Annotated in this window: 19 protein-coding genes, 2 pseudogenes and 1 riboswitch; of the genes and pseudogenes, 8 read left to right on the forward strand and 13 right to left on the reverse strand. The window is 69.5% G+C overall.

Annotated features, from left to right (window positions below):
- Positions 1 to 13 precede the first annotated feature (13 nt).
- The 11 genes from nuoK to ABD198_RS24710 are packed head-to-tail and all read right to left on the reverse strand — an operon-like array spanning position 14 to position 10,852.
- Positions 14 to 313, reverse strand: a complete 300-nt coding sequence (nuoK, locus tag ABD198_RS24660) for an NADH-quinone oxidoreductase subunit NuoK (protein ID WP_344005804.1) — start codon at positions 311 to 313, stop codon at positions 14 to 16.
- Positions 310 to 1,227, reverse strand: a complete 918-nt coding sequence (locus ABD198_RS24665) for an NADH-quinone oxidoreductase subunit J (protein ID WP_344005806.1) — start codon at positions 1,225 to 1,227, stop codon at positions 310 to 312. Before ABD198_RS24665 ends, nuoK begins: the two co-directional genes overlap by 4 nt.
- Positions 1,224 to 1,796, reverse strand: a complete 573-nt coding sequence (nuoI, locus tag ABD198_RS24670) for an NADH-quinone oxidoreductase subunit NuoI (protein ID WP_344005808.1) — start codon at positions 1,794 to 1,796, stop codon at positions 1,224 to 1,226. The genes ABD198_RS24665 and nuoI overlap by 4 nt, the downstream gene beginning before the upstream one ends.
- Positions 1,789 to 3,168 carry an NADH-quinone oxidoreductase subunit NuoH gene (gene nuoH, locus ABD198_RS24675; RefSeq protein ID WP_344005810.1) on the reverse strand — a complete coding sequence of 460 codons (1,380 nt, stop codon included), beginning with the start codon at positions 3,166 to 3,168 and terminating at the stop codon, positions 1,789 to 1,791. Before nuoH ends, nuoI begins: the two co-directional genes overlap by 8 nt.
- Positions 3,165 to 5,696: an NADH-quinone oxidoreductase subunit G gene (locus tag ABD198_RS24680; RefSeq protein WP_344005812.1), complete on the reverse strand. Its 2,532-nt coding sequence runs from the start codon at positions 5,694 to 5,696 to the stop codon at positions 3,165 to 3,167. Before ABD198_RS24680 ends, nuoH begins: the two co-directional genes overlap by 4 nt.
- On the reverse strand, positions 5,693 to 7,033 hold the full coding sequence (gene nuoF, locus ABD198_RS24685) for an NADH-quinone oxidoreductase subunit NuoF (RefSeq protein WP_344005836.1): 1,341 nt from the start codon (positions 7,031 to 7,033) through the stop codon (positions 5,693 to 5,695). The genes ABD198_RS24680 and nuoF overlap by 4 nt, the downstream gene beginning before the upstream one ends.
- 23 nt (positions 7,034 to 7,056) lie before the next feature.
- A complete protein-coding gene (gene nuoE / locus ABD198_RS24690; protein ID WP_344005814.1) occupies positions 7,057 to 7,839 on the reverse strand; it encodes an NADH-quinone oxidoreductase subunit NuoE in 783 nt (260 codons plus the stop codon).
- Positions 7,836 to 9,164, reverse strand: a complete 1,329-nt coding sequence (locus ABD198_RS24695) for an NADH-quinone oxidoreductase subunit D (protein ID WP_344005816.1) — start codon at positions 9,162 to 9,164, stop codon at positions 7,836 to 7,838. The genes nuoE and ABD198_RS24695 overlap by 4 nt, the downstream gene beginning before the upstream one ends.
- A complete protein-coding gene (locus ABD198_RS24700; protein WP_344005818.1) occupies positions 9,164 to 9,925 on the reverse strand; it encodes an NADH-quinone oxidoreductase subunit C in 762 nt (253 codons plus the stop codon). The genes ABD198_RS24695 and ABD198_RS24700 overlap by 1 nt, the downstream gene beginning before the upstream one ends.
- Positions 9,922 to 10,476, reverse strand: a complete 555-nt coding sequence (locus ABD198_RS24705) for a NuoB/complex I 20 kDa subunit family protein (protein WP_344005820.1) — start codon at positions 10,474 to 10,476, stop codon at positions 9,922 to 9,924. The genes ABD198_RS24700 and ABD198_RS24705 overlap by 4 nt, the downstream gene beginning before the upstream one ends.
- A gap of 16 nt (positions 10,477 to 10,492) precedes the next feature.
- On the reverse strand, positions 10,493 to 10,852 hold the full coding sequence (locus ABD198_RS24710) for an NADH-quinone oxidoreductase subunit A (protein ID WP_344005822.1): 360 nt from the start codon (positions 10,850 to 10,852) through the stop codon (positions 10,493 to 10,495).
- 879 nt (positions 10,853 to 11,731) lie between these two features.
- Here ABD198_RS24710 and ABD198_RS24715 point away from each other — a divergent pair.
- From ABD198_RS24715 to moaC, 5 genes and pseudogenes are all read left to right on the forward strand, one after another.
- The gene (locus ABD198_RS24715) at positions 11,732 to 12,355 is read left to right on the forward strand and encodes an HAD family hydrolase (protein WP_344005824.1); all 624 of its coding nucleotides are present in this window, start codon (positions 11,732 to 11,734) and stop codon (positions 12,353 to 12,355) included.
- A 63-nt stretch (positions 12,356 to 12,418) separates the two neighbouring features.
- A complete protein-coding gene (rpiA, locus tag ABD198_RS24720) occupies positions 12,419 to 13,180 on the forward strand; it encodes a ribose-5-phosphate isomerase RpiA (protein WP_344005826.1) in 762 nt (253 codons plus the stop codon).
- Between the two features lie 193 nt (positions 13,181 to 13,373).
- Positions 13,374 to 13,608 (forward strand): annotated as a pseudogene (locus ABD198_RS24725) (UTP--glucose-1-phosphate uridylyltransferase); the annotation flags it as partial.
- A gap of 48 nt (positions 13,609 to 13,656) precedes the next feature.
- Positions 13,657 to 15,099 carry a molybdotransferase-like divisome protein Glp gene (gene glp / locus ABD198_RS24730; protein WP_344005838.1) on the forward strand — a complete coding sequence of 481 codons (1,443 nt, stop codon included), beginning with the start codon at positions 13,657 to 13,659 and terminating at the stop codon, positions 15,097 to 15,099.
- Between the two features lie 151 nt (positions 15,100 to 15,250).
- A pseudogene (moaC, locus tag ABD198_RS24735) lies at positions 15,251 to 15,731 on the forward strand (cyclic pyranopterin monophosphate synthase MoaC).
- A 10-nt stretch (positions 15,732 to 15,741) separates the two neighbouring features.
- Here moaC and ABD198_RS24740 read toward each other — a convergent pair.
- Entirely contained in the window at positions 15,742 to 16,257 is a 516-nt protein-coding gene (locus tag ABD198_RS24740; RefSeq protein WP_344005828.1) for a hypothetical protein, read from the reverse strand.
- Between the two features lie 560 nt (positions 16,258 to 16,817).
- Positions 16,818 to 17,879 carry a hypothetical protein gene (locus ABD198_RS24745; RefSeq protein WP_344005830.1) on the reverse strand — a complete coding sequence of 354 codons (1,062 nt, stop codon included), beginning with the start codon at positions 17,877 to 17,879 and terminating at the stop codon, positions 16,818 to 16,820.
- A gap of 56 nt (positions 17,880 to 17,935) precedes the next feature.
- A riboswitch (SAM riboswitch) is annotated at positions 17,936 to 18,045 on the reverse strand.
- 195 nt (positions 18,046 to 18,240) lie between these two features.
- Here ABD198_RS24745 and ABD198_RS30790 point away from each other — a divergent pair.
- The 3 genes from ABD198_RS30790 (at position 18,241) to ABD198_RS24755 (ending at position 20,663) form a co-directional block, all read left to right on the forward strand.
- On the forward strand, positions 18,241 to 18,693 hold the full coding sequence (locus tag ABD198_RS30790; RefSeq protein WP_425580540.1) for a DUF3293 domain-containing protein: 453 nt from the start codon (positions 18,241 to 18,243) through the stop codon (positions 18,691 to 18,693).
- 295 nt (positions 18,694 to 18,988) lie between these two features.
- The gene (locus ABD198_RS24750; RefSeq protein ID WP_344005832.1) at positions 18,989 to 19,327 is read left to right on the forward strand and encodes a hypothetical protein; all 339 of its coding nucleotides are present in this window, start codon (positions 18,989 to 18,991) and stop codon (positions 19,325 to 19,327) included.
- 631 nt (positions 19,328 to 19,958) lie between these two features.
- On the forward strand, positions 19,959 to 20,663 hold the full coding sequence (locus ABD198_RS24755) for an RNA polymerase sigma factor (RefSeq protein WP_344005834.1): 705 nt from the start codon (positions 19,959 to 19,961) through the stop codon (positions 20,661 to 20,663).
- Positions 20,664 to 20,736: the final 73 nt, after the last annotated feature.

The following is a 20,736-nucleotide window of genomic DNA, read 5'->3' on the forward strand; positions in this document are numbered from 1 at the left end:
TGTCTGCGACCCCTTACAGCTTCATGAGGCTGGCGTCGTCGACCGAGGCCGAGTGGCGGGTACGGAAAATCGTCACGACGATCGCCAGGCCGACCACGACCTCGGCCGCGGCGACGACCATCGTGAAGAAGGCGATGATCTGGCCGTCGAGGTTGCCGTGCATGCGCGAGAAGGTGACGAACGCGAGGTTGCAGGCGTTCAGCATCAGCTCGATGCACATGAAGACGACGATCGCGTTGCGCCGGATCAGCACGCCCGCCGCGCCGATGCTGAACAGCAGGGCCGCGAGATAGAGGTAGTTGACCGGATTCACGGGGTGGCCTCCCCCTCGGTGAATGTCGCAGCGAAGGCCCGCTCGGCCGCCTCGTCCGCGGCGCCATCAGTGAGCGCAGCACGCGAGGTGTCGGCAATGCGGCGCCGCGGGGGCGTACGGCCCAGCCGGTTGGCGCTGGAAGTCTCCAGCTGTTCGAGCCGACGCAGCATGTCCCGGCTGACCTCGCGCATCTGGCCGCGGGCCCGCAGCGTGGGGTTGACCGACACCTCGGCGGTGGTGCCGTCCGGCAACAAGCCGGCGATGTCGACCCCGTTGTGCCAGGCGTAGACGCCAGGGGCCGGCAGCGGGGTGACCTGAACGCCCTCGCGCACCCGCCGCTCGGCGAGCTCACGCTGTGTGTGGCGGACCTCGGTGCGCTCCCGGTGGGTGAGCACCATCGCCCCGACGGCGGCCGTGATCAGCAGCGCGCCGGTGATCTCGAAGGCCCAGACGTAGCGGGTGAAGATGAGCTCGGCGAGACCCTGGACGTTGCCCTTCGCGTTGGCCTTCGCCAGGCCGGTGAAGGTACGCAGCTTGGCGTCGGTGATCCCAGTGATCAGCAGGACGCCGAAGCCGAGGCCGCACAGAGCGGCGCCCCAGCGCTGCCCCTTGAGGGTCTCCTCGAGCGAGTCGGCGGCGGTGACGCCCACCAGCATGACGACGAAGAGGAACAGCATCATGATCGCGCCGGTGTAGACGACGATCTGCACCACGCCGAGGAAGGCCGCGCCCTGCGCCATGTAGCAGACGGCGAGTGCCAGCATGGTGGCAGCGAGGCAGAGCGCGCTGTGCACCGCCTTCTTCAACCACACCATGCCGAGGGCACCGCCAACCGCGATCACAGCGAGCACCCAGAACTGCACGGCCTCGCTGGTGGAGGTGGCGATGGCAGCGGCGAGCGAAGGGACGGTCATGCCTGGCTCACCTCCTCCCGGTCGGCCTTCTTGGTGGGCTGCCGCGTCCTGGTGCCGGGGGCCGCGCCGGTGACCCTGCCGCGGTAGTAGTCACCTTCGTCGGTGTCCGGGTACATGGCGTGCGGTGGAGCGACCATGCCCTCGGTGAGCCCGGCGAGCAGTTGCTCCTTGGTGAAGATCAGGCCGGTGCGGTTGCTGTCGGCGAGCTCGTACTCGTTGGTCATCGTCAGCGCCCGGGTCGGGCACGCCTCGATGCACAGCCCGCAGAAGATGCAGCGGGCGTAGTTGATCTGGTAGACCGCCCCGTATCGCTCGCCCGGCGAGTAGCGCTCCTCGTCGGTGTTGTCGGCGCCCTCGACATAGATGGCGTCGGCGGGGCAGGCCCAGGCGCACAGCTCGCAGCCGACGCACCTCTCGAGTCCGTCCGGGTGCCGGTTGAGCTGGTGGCGGCCGTGGAAACGGGGCGCGGTGGGCTTCTTGTACTCCGGGTACTGCTCTGTGAGGCGCTTTTTGAACATGGCCTTGAAGGTCACGCCGAATCCGGCGACCGGGCCCAACATGTCAGGCATCCTCGGCTCCCTTCGGGGTGGAGGTACCGCCGACGGCGGCGGGTTCGCCGGACTCCCAGAACTGCGCCTGAGGCTGCTGCACGCGGCTTCGGCGGCGCGGTACGGACGGCAGTTGCTGCCCCGGCATGGGCGGCACCGGGTAGCCTCCGGCCATCGGGTCGAAGGTGTCCGGCAGCGCGTGCTTCACCGGCTTCTCCTTGTGCCGGAACAGGTTCCACACCAGGGAGAGCAGCAGGATCGTGGCGACCGGCGCCCCGACGTGGAGAACGACCTCGGCGATGTCGTAGCCCTCGTTGCGCAGCGCCCGGACGGCGGCGACCATCAGCACCCACACCAGCGAGACCGGGATAAGGACCTTCCAGCCGAGCTTCATGAACTGGTCGTAGCGCAGCCGGGGCAGCGTGCCGCGCAGCCAGATGAAGAGGAACAACAGCAGCTGGATCTTGATGGTGACCCAGAGCATCGGCCACCAGCCGTGGTTGGCGCCCGCCCAGAAGGCGCTGATCGGCCATGGCGCCCGCCAGCCGCCGAGGAAGAGAGTGCTGGCCAGCGCCGAGACGGTGACCATGTTGACGTACTCGGCAAGCATGAACAACGCGAACTTTAGCGAGGAGTACTCGGTGTTGAAGCCGCCCACCAGCTCGCCCTCCGCCTCCGGGAGGTCGAAGGGCGCCCGGTTGGTCTCCCCGACCATCGACACGGTGTAGACCAGGAAGGAGACCGGCAGCACGATCGCGAACCAGGTGTGCTGCTGCGCCTCCACGATCTGTGACGTCGACATCGACCGGGAGGAGAGGAACACGGCGGCGAACGACAGACTCATGGCTATCTCGTACGAGACCATCTGCGCCGCCGAGCGCAGTCCGCCGAGCAGTGGGTACGTCGAGCCGGACGACCAGCCGGCGAGTACGATGCCGTAGATCCCGACCGAGGCGACGGCCAGGATGTAGAGCACGCCGACCGGCAGGTCGGTGAGCTGCATCGTGGTACGGGTGCCGAAGATTGACACTTGGTGGTCGGCCGGCCCGTACGGGATGACCGCGAAGGCCATGAAGGCGGGGATCGCACTGACGATCGGGGCCAGGATGTAGACGGCCTTGTCGGCGCCGGCGACGACGAGGTCCTCCTTGAGGGCCAGCTTCACGCCGTCGGCGAGCGACTGCAGCAAGCCCCACGGACCGTGTCGGTTGGGGCCGATCCGCAGCTGCATCCAGGCGACGACCTTGCGCTCCCAGACGATCGCGATGAGCACCGTGACGGTCAGGAACACGAACACGAAGACGGCCTTGAGCAGGACCAGCCACAACGGGTCGCGGCCGAAGAAGCCGAGCTGGTCGTCGGCGGTGGCGAGGGTGGTGAGGGAGTGGTTCATCGGCTCTCCTTCCCGCCGGTGTCTCCGCCGGTGGTGGCCGGCGCGATGCCGACGACGCGCCCGGGTCCCGCGCCCAGGGTGTGGACGGCGCCACCGTCGGTTGAGTTGAGCGGGATCCACACCACGCGGTCGGGCATCCCCGGCGTGGCGGCCAGCGGCAAGGTGAGGGAACCGGCGGGGCCGGTCACGGTGACTGCGCCGCCGTCCACGGCGCCGATCTCGGCAGCAGTGGTGGGCGACATCCGGGCCAGCACCGGGTGGCGGGTGCCGGCCAGGTGGGCATCGCCGTCCTGGAGCGCGCCGTTGTCCAGCAGCTGCCGCCAGCCGCCCAGCACCGCCTCCCCCGCGCCCGGGCGGGGCAGCGCCTCGGGGGCATCGGCAAGGGCGTCCGGCCGCGCGCCGGTCCATGGCCCGAGGGCGTCCAGCTCACGCCGGACCGTGGTGGGGTCGGGCAGGCCCAGGTGCACGCCCATGGCGTCGGCCAGCATGCTGAGCACCCGTAGGTCGGACGGGAGGTGAGGCTGCGTCAGCTGATCGGGCTTGAGGGCGGCATCGAAGACCCGCACCCGGCCCTCCCAGGTGAGGAAGGCGCCGGCCTTCTCCGCCACGGCCGCCACCGGCAGCACCACATCGGCGCGGGCGGTGACGGCGGAGGGCCGCAGCTCCAGGCTGACCAGGAACGGCACCCGGTCCAGCGCCTCCTCGGCGGCGGCCGGGTCCGGTAGGTCCGCCGTCTCCACCCCGCCGACCAACAGCGCCCCCAAGTCGCCGCCCGCGGCGGCCGCCAGGATCTGGCCGGTGTCGCGGCCGTATCCCGCGGGAAGCGAGGCGATGCCCCAGACGGCTGCGGTCTGGGCGCGGGCGTCCGGATCGTTGTCGGGTCGTCCGCCAGGCAGCAGGCCCGGCAGGGCTCCGGCCTCCACCGCGCCCCGCTCCCCGGCGCGCCGCGGGATCCAGGCGAGCTGGGCCCTGGTGGCCGCGGCGAGCCGCAGGGCGGCAGTGAGCGCCCCGGGTGCTGTGGCCAGGCGCTCGCCGACCAGGATCGCCGCGCCAGGACTGCGCAGCGCCTTGGCCGCCTCCTGCCCCGCGTCCTCCAGCCCCACCCCGCCGGCGAGGGCGTCGAGCCACTCGGCCTCGGTTCCGGGCGTGGCCGGCAGCAGTGCGCCACCGAGTTTGGTCAGGCCCCGGGAGGCATGGGTGGCGATGGAGAAGACCTTCAGGCCCTTGCGCGCCGCCTTGCGCAGCCGCAGGAAGACGATCGGCGACTCCTCCTCCGGCTCGAAGCCCGCGAGCAGCACGGCCGGTGCGGCCTCCAGGCTGCGGTAGGTCACCCCGCTGCCGTCCAGGTCGATGCCATGCCCGGCGACGGCGGCAGCCAGGAAGTCGGCCTCCTCGCCGCTGTGCGGGCGGGCCCGGAAGTCGATGTCGTTGGTGCCGAGCACCACCCGGGCGAACTTGGCGTAGGCGTAGGCGTCCTCGACCGTGACCCGGCCGCCGACCAGGACCCCGACGCCAGCGGCTGTGCCGCGGCCGGCCCGGTCGCGTGCGGCGGCGAGTCCGGCAGCGGCGATTTCCAGCGCCTCCGGCCAGGAGGCGGGGACCAGTTCACCGGTGGCGGAGTCGCGGACCAGCGGCGTGGTCAGCCGGTCGCGCAGTTGCGCGTAGCGGAACGCGAAGCGGCCCTTGTCGCAGTTCCACTCCTCGTTGACCTCCGGGTCGTCCCCGGCGAGCCGCCGCAGCACCTTGCCGCGCCGGTGGTCGGTGCGCATCGCACAGCCCGCGGCGCAGTGCTCGCAGACGCTCGGCGAGGAGGTGAGGTCGAACGGTCGTGACCGGAAGCGGTAGGCGGCCGAAGTCAGGGCGCCGACCGGGCAGATCTGGATGGTGTTGCCGGAGAAGTACGACCGGAAGTCGTCGCCCTCGCCGGTGCCCACCTGCTGCAGCGCGCCGCGCTCCACCAGGTCGATGAAGGAGTCGCCGGCGATCTGGTGGGAGAAGCGGGTGCAGCGGGCGCACAGCACGCACCGCTCCCGGTCCAGCAGGATCTGTGTGGAGATCGGAACGGGCTTGGCGTACGTCCGCTTGCGGCCCTCGAAGCGGCTCTCGGCCTGCCCGGCGCTCATGGCCTGGTTCTGCAGCGGGCACTCGCCGCCCTTGTCACAGACCGGGCAGTCCAGCGGATGGTTGATCAGCAGCAGCTCCATCACCCCGCGCTGCGCCTTCTCGGCGGCCGGCGAGGTGAGCTGGGTCCGTACGACCATGCCCTGGCTGGCCGTCGTCGTGCACGAGGTGAGCGGTTTGCGCTGGCCCTCGACCTCGACGATGCACTGGCGGCAGGCGCCGACGGGGTCCAGCAGCGGGTGGTCGCAGAAGCGCGGGATCTCGATGCCGAGCAGCTCGGCGGCCCGGATGACGAGCGTGCCCTTGGGCACGCTGATCTCGATGCCGTCGATGGTGACGGTGACGAGGTCCTCCGGCGGGACCGGCGCGGCTCCGCCCCCGGCGGGAGCGTTCGTGGCGATGGTCATGGTGACGCGAGCACCCCCTTGGTGGCGGTCTTGTGGTCGTCGGCCCAGGCCGTGGACTTCGCCGGGTCGAAGGGGCACCCCTGGCCGGTGATGTGCTGCTCGTACTCGTCCCGGAAGTACGTCAGCGAGGAGAAGACCGGGCTGGCGGCGCCGTCGCCCAGCGCGCAGAAGGACTTGCCGTTGATGTTGTCCGCGATGTCGGTGAGCTTGTCGAGGTCGCTCATCGCGCCCTTGCCCGCCTCGATGTCACGGAGCAGCTGCACCAGCCAGTACGTGCCCTCGCGGCAGGGGGTGCACTTGCCGCAGGACTCGTGGGCGTAGAACTCGGTCCAGCGGGTCACGGCGCGCACCACGCAGGTGGTCTCGTCGAAGCACTGGAGTGCCTTGGTGCCGAGCATGGAGCCCTCCGCGCCCACGCCCTCGTAGTCCAGCGGCACGTCGAGGTGCTCGTCGGTGAGCAGCGGAGTGGACGAGCCGCCCGGGGTCCAGAACTTCAGCCGGTGGCCCGGCCGCATGCCGCCGCTCAAGTCGAGGAGCTGACGGAGCGTGATGCCGAGCGGGGCCTCGTACTGGCCGGGGCGGGCGACGTGGCCGGAGAGCGAGTAGAGCGTGAAGCCCGGGGACTTCTCGCTGCCCATCGACCGGAACCAGTCCTTGCCCTTGTGCAGGATCGCGGGAACCGAGGCGATGGACTCGACGTTGTTGACGACAGTGGGGCAGGCGTACAGGCCGGCGACGGCTGGGAAGGGGGGTCGCAGCCGGGGCTGGCCGCGGCGGCCTTCGAGGGAGTCCAACAGGGCGGTCTCCTCGCCGCAGATGTACGCGCCGGCGCCGGCGTGCACGGTGAGTTCGAGGTCGAAGCCGCTGCCCTGGATGTCCTTGCCGAGGTAGCCCGCTTCGTACGCCTCGGCGACGGCGTGGTGCAGCCGGCGCAGTACGGGGACGACTTCGCCGCGCAGATAGATGAAGGCGTGGTTCGAGCGGATCGCATGGCAGGCGATGACGATGCCCTCGATGAGCGCGTGCGGGTTGGCGAACAGGAGGGGGATGTCCTTGCAGGTGCCGGGCTCGGACTCGTCGGCGTTGACCACGAGATAGTGCGGCTTGCCATCGCCCTGCGGGATGAACTCCCACTTCATCCCGGTGGGGAAGCCCGCGCCGCCGCGTCCGCGCAGCCCCGCCTCCTTCACCAGGGCGATCACGTCGTCGGGGGGCATCTGCAGGGCCTTGCGCAGCCCTTGGTAGCCGTCATGGCGGCGGTAGGTCTCCAGGGTCCAGGACTGCGGCTCGTCCCAGAAGGCGGTGAGCACCGGCGTGAGCAGCTTCTCCGGCCCCATCCCCTCGAGAAGGACGTCGGCGGTCACCGGCCCTCCCTCCCTTCCGGACCGGCAGGGCGGCCGGGGTCGGACACGGCGGTGTCCAGCGGGACGCTGCCGGTGCCGGCCAGGGTCTCGCCCCTGGCCAGTCGCAACCCGGCGAGAGAGGGTTCGCCGCCGGCCCCGGAGGCGTCCAGCACGCCGGGTCGCTGGTCCGGGCACCCGGCGAGGATGCGGGCCGTTTCCCGGAATGTGCAGAGCGGAGCGCCACGGGTGGGAAGGACCGTGCGGCTCGCCCGCAGGTCGTCGACGAGCTGCTTGGCGCTTTCAGGCGTCTGGTTGTCGAAGAACTCCCAGTTGACCATCACCACGGGCGCGTAGTCGCAGGCCGCGTTGCACTCGACGTGCTCAAGGGAGATCGCTCCGTCCTCGGTGGTCTCGTTGTTCTCGATCCCGAGGTGCTCCTTGAGCTCGGCGAAGATCTGGTCGCCGCCGAGCACCGCGCACAGGGTGTTGGTGCACACTCCGACGTGGTAGCGGCCGGCGGGCCTGCGCCGGTACATGGTGTAGAAGGTGGCGACGGCGGTGACCTCAGCCGTGGTCAGGTCCAGCTGCTCGGCGCAGAACCGGATACCGGTGCTGCTGACGTACCCCTCCTCGGACTGCACCAGGTGCAGCAACGGCAGTAGCGCCGAGCGCGGCACCGGGTACCGCCCGATGATCTCCTGGGCGTCGGCCTCCAGCCGCGCTTTCACCTCTGCCGGGAAGGCGGGCGCCGGCAGCGCCGGCATGCCCAGCCCCACGGGTTCGTTTTCGTGTACCGTCATCGGTCCACACCTCCCATCACCGGGTCGATTCCGGCCACCGCGACGATGACGTCGGCGACCTGGCCGCCTTCGCACATCGCTGCCATGGACTGCAGGTTGGTGAAGGACGGGTCCCGGAAGTGGATCCGGTAAGGGCGGGTGCCGCTGTCGCTGACCGCGTGCACCCCCAGCTCGCCCCGGGGCGACTCGACGGCCGCGTACGCCTGTCCCGGCGGGACCCGGAAGCCCTCGGTCACGAGCTTGAAGTGGTGGATCAGGGCCTCCATGGAGGTGCCCATGATCTTCTTGATGTGGTCGAGGGAGTTACCCATGCCGTCGGGGCCGAGGGCGAGTTGGGCGGGCCAGGCGATCTTCTTGTCGGCGACCATCACCGGGCCGGGCTCCAGCCGGTCCAGGCACTGCTCGACGATCCGCAGCGACTGCCGCATCTCCTCCAGGCGGACCAGGAAGCGCCCGTAGGAGTCGCAGCTGTCGGCGGTGGCGACCTCGAAGTCGTAGGTCTCGTAACCGCAGTATGGGTCGGACTTGCGCAGGTCGTGCGGCAGGCCGGTGGAGCGCAGGATCGGCCCTGTGATGCCCAGTGCCATGCAGCCGGCCAGGTCGAGACAGCCGACGTCGACCAGCCGGGCCTTGAAGATCGGGTTGTTCGTGGCGAGTTTGTCGTACTCGTGCATCCGAGAGCGCAGCAGCGCGACACCCTCGCGGATCTGGTCGACGGCTCCCGGGGGTAGGTCCTGGGCGAGGCCCCCCGGGCGGACGTACGCATGGTTCATCCGCAGACCGGTGATCAGCTCGAAGATGTCGAGGATTACCTCGCGGTCCCGGAAGCCGTAGATCATGAGGGTGGTGGCGCCGAGCTCCATGCCGCCCGTGGCGAGGGCCACCAGGTGCGAGGAGATGCGATTCAGCTCCATCAGCAGCACGCGCAGCACGGTGGCCCGCTCCGGGATCCGGTCCTGGATGCCGAGCAGCTTCTCCACCGCCATGCAGTACGCCGTCTCGTTGTGGAGTGGCGCGAGGTAGTCCATCCGCGTGACGAAGGTGGTGCCCTGCGTCCAGGTCCGGTACTCGAGGTTCTTCTCGATGCCGGTGTGCAGGTAGCCGATGCCGCAGCGGGCCTCGGTCACCGTCTCGCCGTCGATCTCCAGGATGAGCCGGAGCACGCCGTGTGTGGACGGGTGCTGCGGGCCCATGTTGACGACGATCCGCTCGTCGGCTGTGTCGGCGGCTGCCGCGACGACCTCGTCCCAGTCGCCACCGGTGACGGTGAAGACCCGGCCCTCGGTGGTCTCCCGGGCTGTCGCCTCTGCATATGTCTCGGACATCAGCTGTACGACCTCCGCTGGTCCGGAGCCGGGATCTGGGCGCCCTTGTACTCGACGGGGATGCCGCCGAGCGGGTAGTCCTTGCGCTGCGGGAAGCCCTGCCAGTCGTCGGGCAACAGGACCCGGGTGAGAGCGGGGTGCCCGTCGAAGACGATGCCGAAGAAGTCGTACGTCTCGCGCTCGTGCCAGTCGTTGGTGGGGTAGACCGAGACGGTGGACGGGATGTGCGGGTCGGTGTCCGGCGCCGAGACCTCCAGTCGGATCAGCCGCCCGTGGGTGACCGACCGCAGGTGGTACACGGCGTGCAGCTCGCGGCCCGTGTTGCCGGGGTAGTGCACTCCGCTCACCCCGAGGGACAGCTCGAAGCGCAGGGCGGGGTCGTCCCGCAGCGTCCTGGCGACCTGGAGCAAGTGCTCGCGCCGGATGTGGAAGGTCAGCTCGCCGCGGTCGACGACGGCCTTCTCGATGGCCTTCTCGGGCGCCAGACCCTGCTCCTCCAGAGCACCCTCGAGCTCGTCGGCGACCTCGTCAAAGTCTCCCTTTGCACCTCGGCCGCGTGGACCGCCGTACGGGCGGGCGGTCGCGCCGGGTAGCCGCACGGACCGTACGAGGCGTCCGTAGCCGGAGGTACCCCCAGAGTCGCCGCTGCCGAACATGCCGCGCCGCGTGTCGATCACTTCGCCGAGCTCGCCGCGCGGGACGGGCGGAGAACCGTTCTTCCCCGCGTCGCCATTCCGCCCGGCACCGTTGATGGCGCTCATCGCAGCAGCCCCTTCATCTCGATGGTCGGGACCGCACGCAGCGCCTCCTGCTCGGCCTGCTTCTCCGCCCGGAGGCGGTTCACGCCGAGCTTCTCCTCGCGGATCTTCTGGTGGAGCTTGAGGATCGCGTCCAGCAGCATCTCGGGGCGGGGCGGGCAGCCGGGCAGATAGATGTCGACGGGGACGATGTGGTCGACGCCCTGGACGATCGCGTAGTTGTTGAACATGCCGCCGGAGGAGGCGCACACGCCCATGGAGATGACCCACTTCGGGTTCGGCATCTGGTCGTAGACCTGCCGCAGCACCGGGGCCATCTTCTGGCTGACACGCCCGGCAACGATCATCAGGTCCGCCTGCCGAGGGGAGCCGCGGAAGACCTCCATGCCGAAGCGGGCCAGGTCGTAGCGCCCGGCGCCGGTGGTCATCATCTCGATGGCGCAGCAGGCGAGGCCGAAGGTGGCCGGGAAGAGGGAGGACTTCCGGACCCACCCGGCGGCCTGCTCGACCGTCGTCAGCAGAAAGCCGCTCGGCAGCTTCTCTTCGAGTCCCATGGACATGCCCTCTCCGCTAGTCCCACTCAAGGCCGCCGCGGCGCCAGACGTAGGCGTAGGCGACGAAGACGGTGAGCACGAAGAGCAGCATCTCCACGAGCCCGAAGATCCCGAGGTCGTCGAAGGTGACGGCCCAGGGGTAGAGGAAGACGATCTCGATGTCGAAGACGATGAAGAGCATCGCCGTCAGGTAGTACTTGATCGGGAACCGCCCGCCGCCGGCCGGCTGCGGGGTCGGCTCGATGCCGCACTCGTACGCGTCGAGCTTGGCCCGGTTGTAACGCTTGGGGCCGACGAGGGCGGCCATCACGATGGATCCCACCGCAAACGCCGCCGCGATGGCACCGAGCACGAGGATCGGCTCGTACGCGTTCATAGGCTCCCGCTCCCTCCGCAGGTCATGCCTGACTGCATTCGCACTGCTCTGCCGGGGACCCCGTGATCGTCCTTGTCAGGCGGTCCACAAACCCTGGTGGCCTCAGGTCACCCAACTCCTTCCCATGCGTGCTCCGTCGGCGGTGCACTCCGTCCGGTACTCCGCCGCGGTGTCACGCCTGTCCACCAGAACTCCGCCGGCGGCGCACCGACTCCAGGGAGACTAGGAATCCGCTACGAGGCCTACATCCCCTGCCGGGGGGATCATCGAGGGGATGGCCAAGACGCCGGCCGCGCCGGCTTCCCGTGCTGCTCATCGCCCTGCCGGGCATGCCGCCGGCGTATGTGCCGGCGCCAACGAGGCCACCGCCGTCATCGGCACCACCGTCCGCCGACCACGCCCGGCGCGCCCCCTCGGGATACGGCTCGCCGCCCGGATCAGGCGTGGCGGCGATCGCCTCCGTCTCCCAAGTGTGTTATCCGCCACCGGCATTGACAGCGCGGCACTGTGCCTGCTCATCATGGTGCGGCTGCTCACCATCGCCGCCCTCCCGGCCGTGGTGAGCTCACCTGGCGCCAGGTCCTGGCCGCGTTCCTGGCCACAGGCTGCGACATTGGCTTCTGCCTCACTCCGTCTCCACCGGGACCAGCACCGCGCCCAGCAGCAGGCTCACTCGCAACGGCGTCGTCCATCGCGCCGCTGCGTACCTCTGCACCCCCGTCAACCGTCGACACGCAGCCACCCCCAGCAGCGGCAGCGCGGCAGCGGGTGCCGGCCGACGCCGGAATCCCGGTTCTGGCCCAGGGCGAGTCAGTGGGCGGACTGGCTTGCGGAGACCTGATACAGACAGCCGCGGCACAGATGGAGTGGAGTACGTTCATGGCTGATGAATTCATGCCGGACGAGCCGGTCCGCGCCGTAGAGCTGGTCTCGCCGATCGCCCCATATGCGCCCGATGAGGGTGCCAACTACTCCGACTGGCCCGGTCTGACCCTCCACCGTTTCGACTCCCCGGTCCCGCCGGACTGGGACGCGGTGAACTCGCTGTCGTCTGCCTGGTCGCCCAGGGCGGGCGGCAGGACGGCACGGATCGGGAGCCGGGACTACATGTACGACCCGCTCCCCTATGTGGTGCTCACCCGGCATCTGCGTCTTAAGGCGGAGACCACCGAGGCGTCGGCCGCCCAGTCGCATTTCATCTGCGAGTTCAAACAGCACTTCGGTGAAACACTCCGAGCCCAGCACGTGCTGGCTGGCACTGGCCTCGCCGAACTCGTCGACGTCGTGCTGGGGATCGACTCGGTGCCGGTCAGCGAACCCGATCCCAGCCATCTTCGTGCTGTGCTCGACCAGTTCGGGGTCACCACCGACGAAGCCATCCACGTCGGGGACACCAACATCGACGCAACACCGCACAACGCCTCGGAGTCACTTACCGACACGTCGCGTGGGGACACCCCGTCCCGAACTGCACTGTCATCGAGAAGTTCGCTTCGCCGGTGAGCTCTGCCGACCGGACCCCTCTCCCCGAACGCGATCGTCCGACCTTCCACAGGAGACAGCACCATGCAGCCTCGCACCGACCAGGAAAAGGCCAAGTGGGCCGCCGGTACCGCAGCAGTCCACGCCTACGTCCGCGACGGCATGAAAATCGGCCTGGGCTCCGGTACGACCGCGCACTGGTTCGTCCGAGCACTCGGTGCCGCCGTCTCCGAAGGGCTCGACGTCGTAGGAGTCCCCACCTCGACCGGCACCCGCGATCTGGCCATCGAGGTGGGTGTCCCACTGACCATGCTGGCCGAGGTCGACAGGCTCGACATCACCATCGACGGCGCCGACGAGATCGACCACGACGGGGCCATGATCAAGGGAGGGGGCGGGTGCCTGCTGTGGGAACGCATCGTCGCCGACGCGTCCGACAAGATGGTGGCAGTCGTGGATGGCACCAAGGTGGTCGACACACTCGGCGCGTTCCCGCTCCCCATCGAGGTGATCCCGTTCGCCTGGGAATCAACCCAACGCTCCATCGCCCGGCTCCTGACCCGCCTCGGCTATCCAGAACCTGACCTTCGGCTCCGCACCAGCAACGGCGAGACCGTGATCACCGACAGTGGCAACTACCTGATCGATGCGCATCTGCAGGCCATCAAGGACCCGATCGCACTGGATGGCCGGCTCAACTGGATTCCGGGGGTAGTGGAGAACGGCCTGTTCACCGGCGTAGCCGATGAGATGATCATCGGTTCGGCCTCCGGCGAGTACGAGATCCGTGATGTCCACTCGGCACCGTCTGCCCGGCCCTTGATCACTTCCCGGGAGGGGAAATGAACGGCCTCTTCGTAGAGTCGGGGCGCCGTCTCCCGCGTGAAGTCGACCAGCGTCCACATCGACCGCGCCTGACCGCATCCTCCCTGAGCCTGGGCCGTTTCCCGTGCGTGAGAAGTGACCCGTTGCTGTTGCGAGCCCGTGCTCGTTCAGCGTGAACCCGTGCTCGTACAGCGTGAACGGGATACGTCCCATGTCTCCGGCCGTCCGTCGGCGACGCGCCGGCCGCGGCGGCGAGCTCCAGCTCACCGACGCCCTGCCTACGCTGGCCGACACCCGGAGCCTGGGCGGGCCCGTGCACGGCGTCGTCACCCAGGCCGCCGCAACGACACCGGGGTCCGTGTCGACTGTCTGCGTGCCCTTGTCAGACTCGCACGCGAACGCGAAGATCGGGACCGGACTTCCGGACCAGGCTTCGCAGTCATGTCACGAGGGGATGGAGCGCTTTGAGCAGTGTCGAACAGGCCGCCGCGTCGGCCATGCCCGCCCCCTCGGGCCACGGCCCGGCGGCCGCCCCGGAAGCCCACGGCGCCGGGACGTCGGCGGCCGCCGCCGAGGACCCGATCTGGTCGGTCCCCGAGCACCTTGCGGACATCCTCGCCCACATCCGCCCGCTGGAGCCCCTCGAGCTGCGCCTCCTCGACGCCCAGGGCTGTGTCCTCGCCGAGGACGTCACGGTCCCGGTCGCGCTGCCGCCGTTCGACAACAGCTCCATGGACGGCTACGCGGTGCGTTCCGCCGACGTCGAGGGCGCCTCGGAGCACCGCCCGGCCGTGCTGACCGTCATCGGGGACGTCGCCGCCGGCAGCGGTGAGCTGCCCGCCGTTCGCCCTGGCGAGGCCGCCCGCATCATGACCGGTGCCCCGCTGCCGCCCGGCGCCGACGCCGTCGTCCCGGTCGAGTGGACCGACGGCGGTACGGGACGGGGGCCCGCCACCACCATGCGCGCCCACTCCTCCGCTCCCGAGGGCGCCGGCGGCGAGGTCCGGGTCTACCGCCCCGCCCGGGCCGGACGACACATCCGCCTCCGCGGCAGCGACGTGCAGGCCGGAGACCTCGCCCTGGAAGCCGGTACGGTCCTCGGCCCATCCCGGATCGGACTGCTCGCGGCCATCGGCCGCAGCACCGTCACGGTCCGGCCGCGCCCGCGCGTGGTCGTCATCTCCACCGGCAGCGAGCTCGTCCAGCCCGGCGAGGAGCTGACCCCCGGCCGCATCCATGACTCCAACAGCTTCGCGCTCACCGCCGCGGCCCGGGACGCCGGAGCCATCGCCTACCGCGCCGGGGCCGTGGCCGACGACGCCGAGAGCCTGCGTGCCGCCCTGGAGGAGCAGCTGGCCCACGCCGACCTCATCGTCACCAGCGGCGGCGTCAGCGTCGGCGCGTACGACGTGGTGAAGGAAACGTTGTCGCGGTTCGGGGGAGGGGCGCACGACGGGGACGACAGGGACGACGCCGGCGGACCGCACGGCAGCTCCTCCGCCGCGGAAGGCGGCCGGGTCGAGTTCCGCAGGCTCGCCATGCAGCCCGGCAAGCCGCAGGGCTTCGGCCGTATCGGCCCCGACCGCACCCCGCTGCTCGCCCTCCCCGGCAACCCGGTCAGCGCGTATGTCTCCTTCGAGCTGTTCGTCCGCCCCGCGATCCGGGCCCTCATGGGGCTCGAGCCCCATGAGCGCAGGGTGGTCCGGGCCCGTCTCGAGGTCGGCGAGCCGCTGACCTCGCCGGCCGGCAAGCGGCAGTTCCTGCGCGGCAGGTACGAGCCGCCCACCCAGGAGGGGACGGCCGGCGGTGTCGCTCCGGTCGGCGGGGCCGGGTCGCACCTGGTCGCCGCCCTGGCCCATGCGGACGCGTTGATCGTGATTCCCGAGGACACCACCGAGGTCGAGCCGGGTGCCGAGCTGGACGTCGTCCTGCTCGGTTGATCGTCCTCGGCCGAGCCTTCGTCGGGCCGGCCCGGGACCTCCGGGGTCCGTGGATCGGCCCTGGGCTGCCGTCTTTCCGCGGTGCCGGTACCGTTTTCCGCGGTGCCGGTACCGTGTCTGCCCACGCAGACCACTGGGAGCATCGTCAGCCATGAGCACGCAGCGTCACCTCACGCATCTCGACGACGCGGGTGCCGCCTGCATGGTCGACGTCTCGGACAAGGACGTCACCGCGCGCACCGCGCGCGAGCGGGCGGGTCCTGGTCTCCCTGCACGTCGTCGAACTGTTGCGCGGAGAGGGCGTTCCCAAGGGCGATGCCCTCGCCACGGCCCGGATCGCGGGAATCATGGGTGCCAAGCGCGCCCCGGATCTGATTCCGCTGTGTCATCCGCTCGCCGTCTCCGGGGTGAGGGTGGACCTCTCGGTGGCCGACGACGCCGTCGAGATCGAGGCCACCGTCAAGACCACCGATCGCACGGGCGTCGAGATGGAGGCGCTGACCGCCGTCACCGTCGCCGCCCTGACCGTGATCGACATGGTGAAGGCCGTCGACAAGGCCGCGGTCATCACGGATGTGCGGGTCGAGGAGAAGACCGGAGGCAAGTCCGGGGACTGGAGCCGTACGTCGTGACCCCCGTCCCCTACCGGGCCTTCGTCGTCACCGCCGCCAACCTGTGGGGTGCCAGAACACGGCTCCCTGCGACAACCTGCGTGTACTGCCCGCCCTCGAAGGGCTGCTCGTTCATGACCTTTTCGATCGAGAGGTCGAACCGACACGACGGGTTCTTCCGGACCAGGCGCAGGATCAGGATGCGGATCGAGCGAACGGTGGGCGGGCGGCCCGGCCTCTTCGGTCGGCAGGTGCGGGCGTGGCGCCGCTTGAGCAGGTCGCGGTGCCATCGCAGCACGGTGTCGGGCTGGACCAGCAACCGGGGCCCGCGCAGAACCCGGCGCGGCAGCGGCACCAGCAGAGCGGCGAGGAAGGCTCGGTCTTCCGAGGCGAACTTCACCCGGTCCTCCCCGAGCTGCCGCTCAAGGACCATGATCTGGTGACACAGGGCGAGAATCTCCGCGTCCTTGTCGCGGTTGCTCATTGGTAGCAGACACAGCGCCGCGAACGCGTTGGTGACGGTCAGGTAGGCGAGACGAAGCAACACTAGTGCTCATCCTGCCGCACCGAACAAGCCCCTGAGCTGCATGGATGACATTCTCGGCAGGCGCACAGTTCCGGCCGCACGAGTGCGACGTAGAGGGTCTCGCGGGTGCCCCACCCGGCGGAGAACGTCCAGCCGGTCCACGGGTGTTCATCTCTGGCCGGGGTGAGCAGCTGGGCGCTGACCCGGCCCGCGGTGCCCGGAGCGTCGTGCTGCGGCCGACGTAGCGTAGGCGCCCGTCGGCGCCGTACCGGCCGAGCAGCAGGGTGCGGGGAGATGCCGGGGATCCGGTGACCGCCCCGTCGATCGCGTCCTCGGTCTCTCGCACCTTGTACTTGCGCCACCTCCACACCGACGGCTCGTACGGGCCGTTCAGCTGCTTGAAGAGGACGCCTTCCACGCCGGTTACCTCTGCCGTGTTGGGCTGTCCCGGCCCGTTGGTGGTGGTGCTGTCCCATGAGCCCGCACCCGTATGGACTCAGGCGGCAGATGCTCGCTCTGCGCCCTTCGGCTGGACGGAAACAACAGGGCGCAGGGCACCGCAGCCTGGGGCCGTTAGTCGGTCACAGCTCGGTAAGAGGAACATGGCAGCGTGTCCAGTGGACGCTCCAGTCGCCGTCGAGCGGGGTGTAGCCGGCCTCCCGCATCCGTTCCGTCGCCTGTTCCAGGTGGCTCCGCAGTTCTTCGAGACTGCCGCTGCCCAGCTCCTTGCTGCCAGCGTCCAGCTGGAGGTACATGACGTGGTCCTCTCCCCGGTGCTCCGCACTGAACTCGACGGTGTAATAGCCGTTGCTGCCCCGGCTGTAGATGGACACGTAGTGCTGCGTGATCTCGTCCGGATCGAAGCCGTACTGTTCGAACACTTCAAGGATCTCGTACGGCGGGTCCGTGACGTCGCATGAGCTGCACCGCCACTGGATCTGCCATGGACCGTCCGGGGCCCACCCCTCCCTTTCCGGCCTTGCCTGGGCGAGTTCGGTGAGGGTGGTGAGCGTTTCGAACCAATCTCCTTCGGTGTACGCGGTGATGTCGCCGCCCAGGTGATAGGCCGACTCCTTCCCCGTTCCTTCGGCGAAGTCGTCCACGACCGTCAGAACGCAGCCGGTGTCCTCCTGGTACTCCACCTTCGCGTACCGCCGCTTGTCCTCCTCGTCTCCCCGGCGGATGCCGGGCATGCCGGCACCCGTCCGGGCATCTGTTCCGTCGGCCTCCTCGCCTTCCGCAGACACCGCGTCCGGCTCCCGAGGCCGGACGGGTGCGCGCCGGTGAGGGTTGAGGCAGACCGACTCCAACCGGGCCTTTCCGATACGGCTGCTGATCAGTGATCCGGGAACATTCTCCCCCTGGCTGACAGCACGTGCCTGAAGGGGGCGGTCCGAGCTGCGGTAGAAGGCGACGTCGAATCCGCTGTCGAGCCACTGGTCCAAGATCTCGTCAGTTCCAGGCCGGCCGGAGCCGCTCGCCTCGGCCGTGCAGAACAGCGCCCGGGCAGCGTCAAGGCCGATGGTCACCAGGCCCGCGCAGCCCGGCTCTGCGACTGCGGACATGGCGGGTCCGGGCGTCGGCTCAGGCTTCTGGTCCTGCCGCCCCGTCGGCAATTCGGGGATCGCGTCGGAAACGGGCATGGGCGGCCAACCCTCCGGAGTCGATGGACCCCGGCAGTGCACACCCGCACCCCGGTGATCTGCGGTTTCCCAACGCACCGCGCGCTGGGCCGGTCGTCACCCGGGGCATCCGCGGCGAGCGGGATGTCGTCCAGCAAGCCGGGGCTTGACGCTGAAACTCGTGACCGGGCGCGAAAGTAACATCCGTCCGGATCTTGCACAATGTGATCCACAACGCTTTGCCCCTTGACCGGTGGTGTGGCATCGTTCCGCTCGGTCACGACGCCGATCGCGCCGAGGACCGACTCCCACGGCCCTGTGGGAGCGAGCACCGATCTCCCTGCCGGTGGGTAAGGGGGTCCTTCGTCCCCAGGAGGCCCTCATGCAGGTCACTGACGCTGCGACCACACCCCCGAACTGGGACCCCTACCGGTGGACGGTCGTCGACATCCGATTCCCGGACCGAACAGTACGGATCAAACCGCGTCCGCGAGGCACGACCGAGGGCCCTTTCCCTAAACTCCCGGAACCCGCCGGCACCGCCGCCCTCCACGTCGTCACGGCGTGCGACCCCCACGGCCGTCCCACCCTTGCCGAAGACGACGCCCACGCCCAGGCCCGGCTCCTCGATGAGCTCGACCGGCGAGGGCTCGCGTGGTGGCCCACAGCGGGAGGCAATGCGCACGGCACGCACATCGAGCAGAGCGTCGCCATCGCCGGCCTGAACGACTCGGCGGCGCGTGAACTGGGGCGGTGCTCCGGCCAGGACCGGTCTTCGCCTGGACCTCCGGCGCCTGGCGTCTGCTGCCCTGAGACTGCGACGCGACGGACATAGGCGCGGTCCTCGTGCATGACGCTGTTGCGACCATCCCCGCGGGTGCGGGGAGCAGACGAAGGGCGCCTGGAAGGGCTCCCGCACGTCCTCGTACAGCACCTCCGCCCGCCGGGCCACAGACAACGCCGGTCAGTCCGCCCGTCTGAGCAGCGCCCGCGCCATCGAAGGACAGCACACGTCCATCGCTGCGTGATACACACGCACTCCCTGCGTGCGGGCCGTCCAACTCGACATCCGGGTTCGGCGACCCGTGCCATACCCCTGAACAGCAACCACCTCGAGCCAGGAGGGGCCCATGGCCACGAACCGACAGATGAGCCGCGCCGACTACGAAACCATCTCCGCGGCCATCGCTGAATCCGACGACCAGGACTTCCACGCCCGCCGAAACATCGCCTTCAACCTCGCCGACGCCCTCACCGGCACCTCGGACCGCTTCGACCCCGTGCTCTGGCTGACCCAGTGCGATATCGGGCCAGTCTCCCCGGCCGACGTGGCGGGCTGGACGAAGCGCCTGGAACTGCGCGTCATCTCCATCGGCAAGCGGCGCCGCAACAGCCTCAACATGGGCTACACCAAGACCGAGCAGTACATCGACGCCGACGACAACCCCCTGCACCTGGAGCGAGAGTAGGGACCATCCCCGCGGCTCCGACCGGCCGTTGCCGCACGGTCCAGAAGGGTTGTTCCTCGACCCCCGATCTGAGCTACGCCGAGTGCTGCGACCGCACGGAACGCCCTGGCGCTCCGCGCAGCAGGGGGAACTCGCGTGGACCGCGTACCGGGCCGAGCGCCGACGCCGTGGGGAAACCGACGAGGGCCCCCTTCGAGGCATACAACCCATTCCGCCAAGGCGGCCACTGACCAGTGAGGCCGAAGCGTTCAGGAAACCGAACGCCATAGCGGCTGCTCGGACACTCCTCCAAACACCACATGGGTCCAATGACCCCGGCGTACTGAACTTTAAGGGACAGACGCTACCTCCGGATGCACACCGTGCTCGCGTACGTCGTCGACCAGGTCGAGGAACTGCCGAACGCCACTCTCGCCGCCGTGGTGGCGGCCTTCCTCATCGAGGGCGTGAAGCGGCTGCTGCGGTGACCGCGTCGGCGTGGTGGTGCCTCCGCACCGACGTGTCGTGTGAGGGCAACGACCTTCGGTCGAATTCGGGGCAACTCGTTGTCGTCCATTTGGGGCTCGGAGTGCACGAGCATGGTGACGGGCTGGCCACAAGGAGCCAGCCCCCGCGCTCCAAGGGGGAGTACGTGAACGGGTACCAGTCGATGCCGGACTGCCTGGGCTGTTGTGAGGAGTCCGTTCGTCGGGCGGTGGTATTCCCCGCGAGCACTGAGTCGCCGACCGGCCTGTACGCCGAAGTGGACCGCTGGTGCTCACGTTGTTGGGCGCACCGGGCCGAGTTCGAGCGGTTCCATCTGCTCTACAGCCAGCGGCTGACCCGCTACGTGTTCTTCCGTCTCCGCCACCTCCCGTATGACCGGCGGACGGTGGCGGCCGAAGACGTGGTGGGTGAGACTGTCGAGTTGCTGTGGCGGGACCGGCACAAGCACCGTGTTCCCGAACGGATCATGTACCTCATCGCCCGCCGTCTGGCAGCCCGCCGGTTCCCGCCGGAGAAGGAACCCCTCGCCTTGGGGGAGCAGCCCGAAGAGACCACAGATCCCATGGAGGACGCCGAGGACCTGGTCACGTTGGAAGAGGAGTTCGCCAAGCTCCCCGAGAAGACCCGCCGGTACCTCTACGAGCACAAGGGCCTCGACAAGACCGCTGAGGAAGTCGCGGCCGAAGCCGGAGTCTCGAAAGGCACGGTCACGGTCAGCGTCTCAGGCGGGCTTCGGCGGCTGCGTGACGCCTTCGAGATCCTCCGGATGGTCCTGGACCTTGTCCGGCACATCCTGCCGGTCCTCGTCTTCATGTCGGAGCACGCCAGGATGTGGGGATGGTGGAGCTAGGTGCAATACCGGTGACTTTGTTGGGGTCTGGTCGTTGGATGGGTTGTGCCAAGGCCGGGTCAGGTGAAGTCGT

Origin of the sequence: Streptomyces thermocarboxydovorans (assembly GCF_039524635.1) — a bacterium.
GTDB lineage: Bacteria > Actinomycetota > Actinomycetes > Streptomycetales > Streptomycetaceae > Streptomyces > Streptomyces thermocarboxydovorans.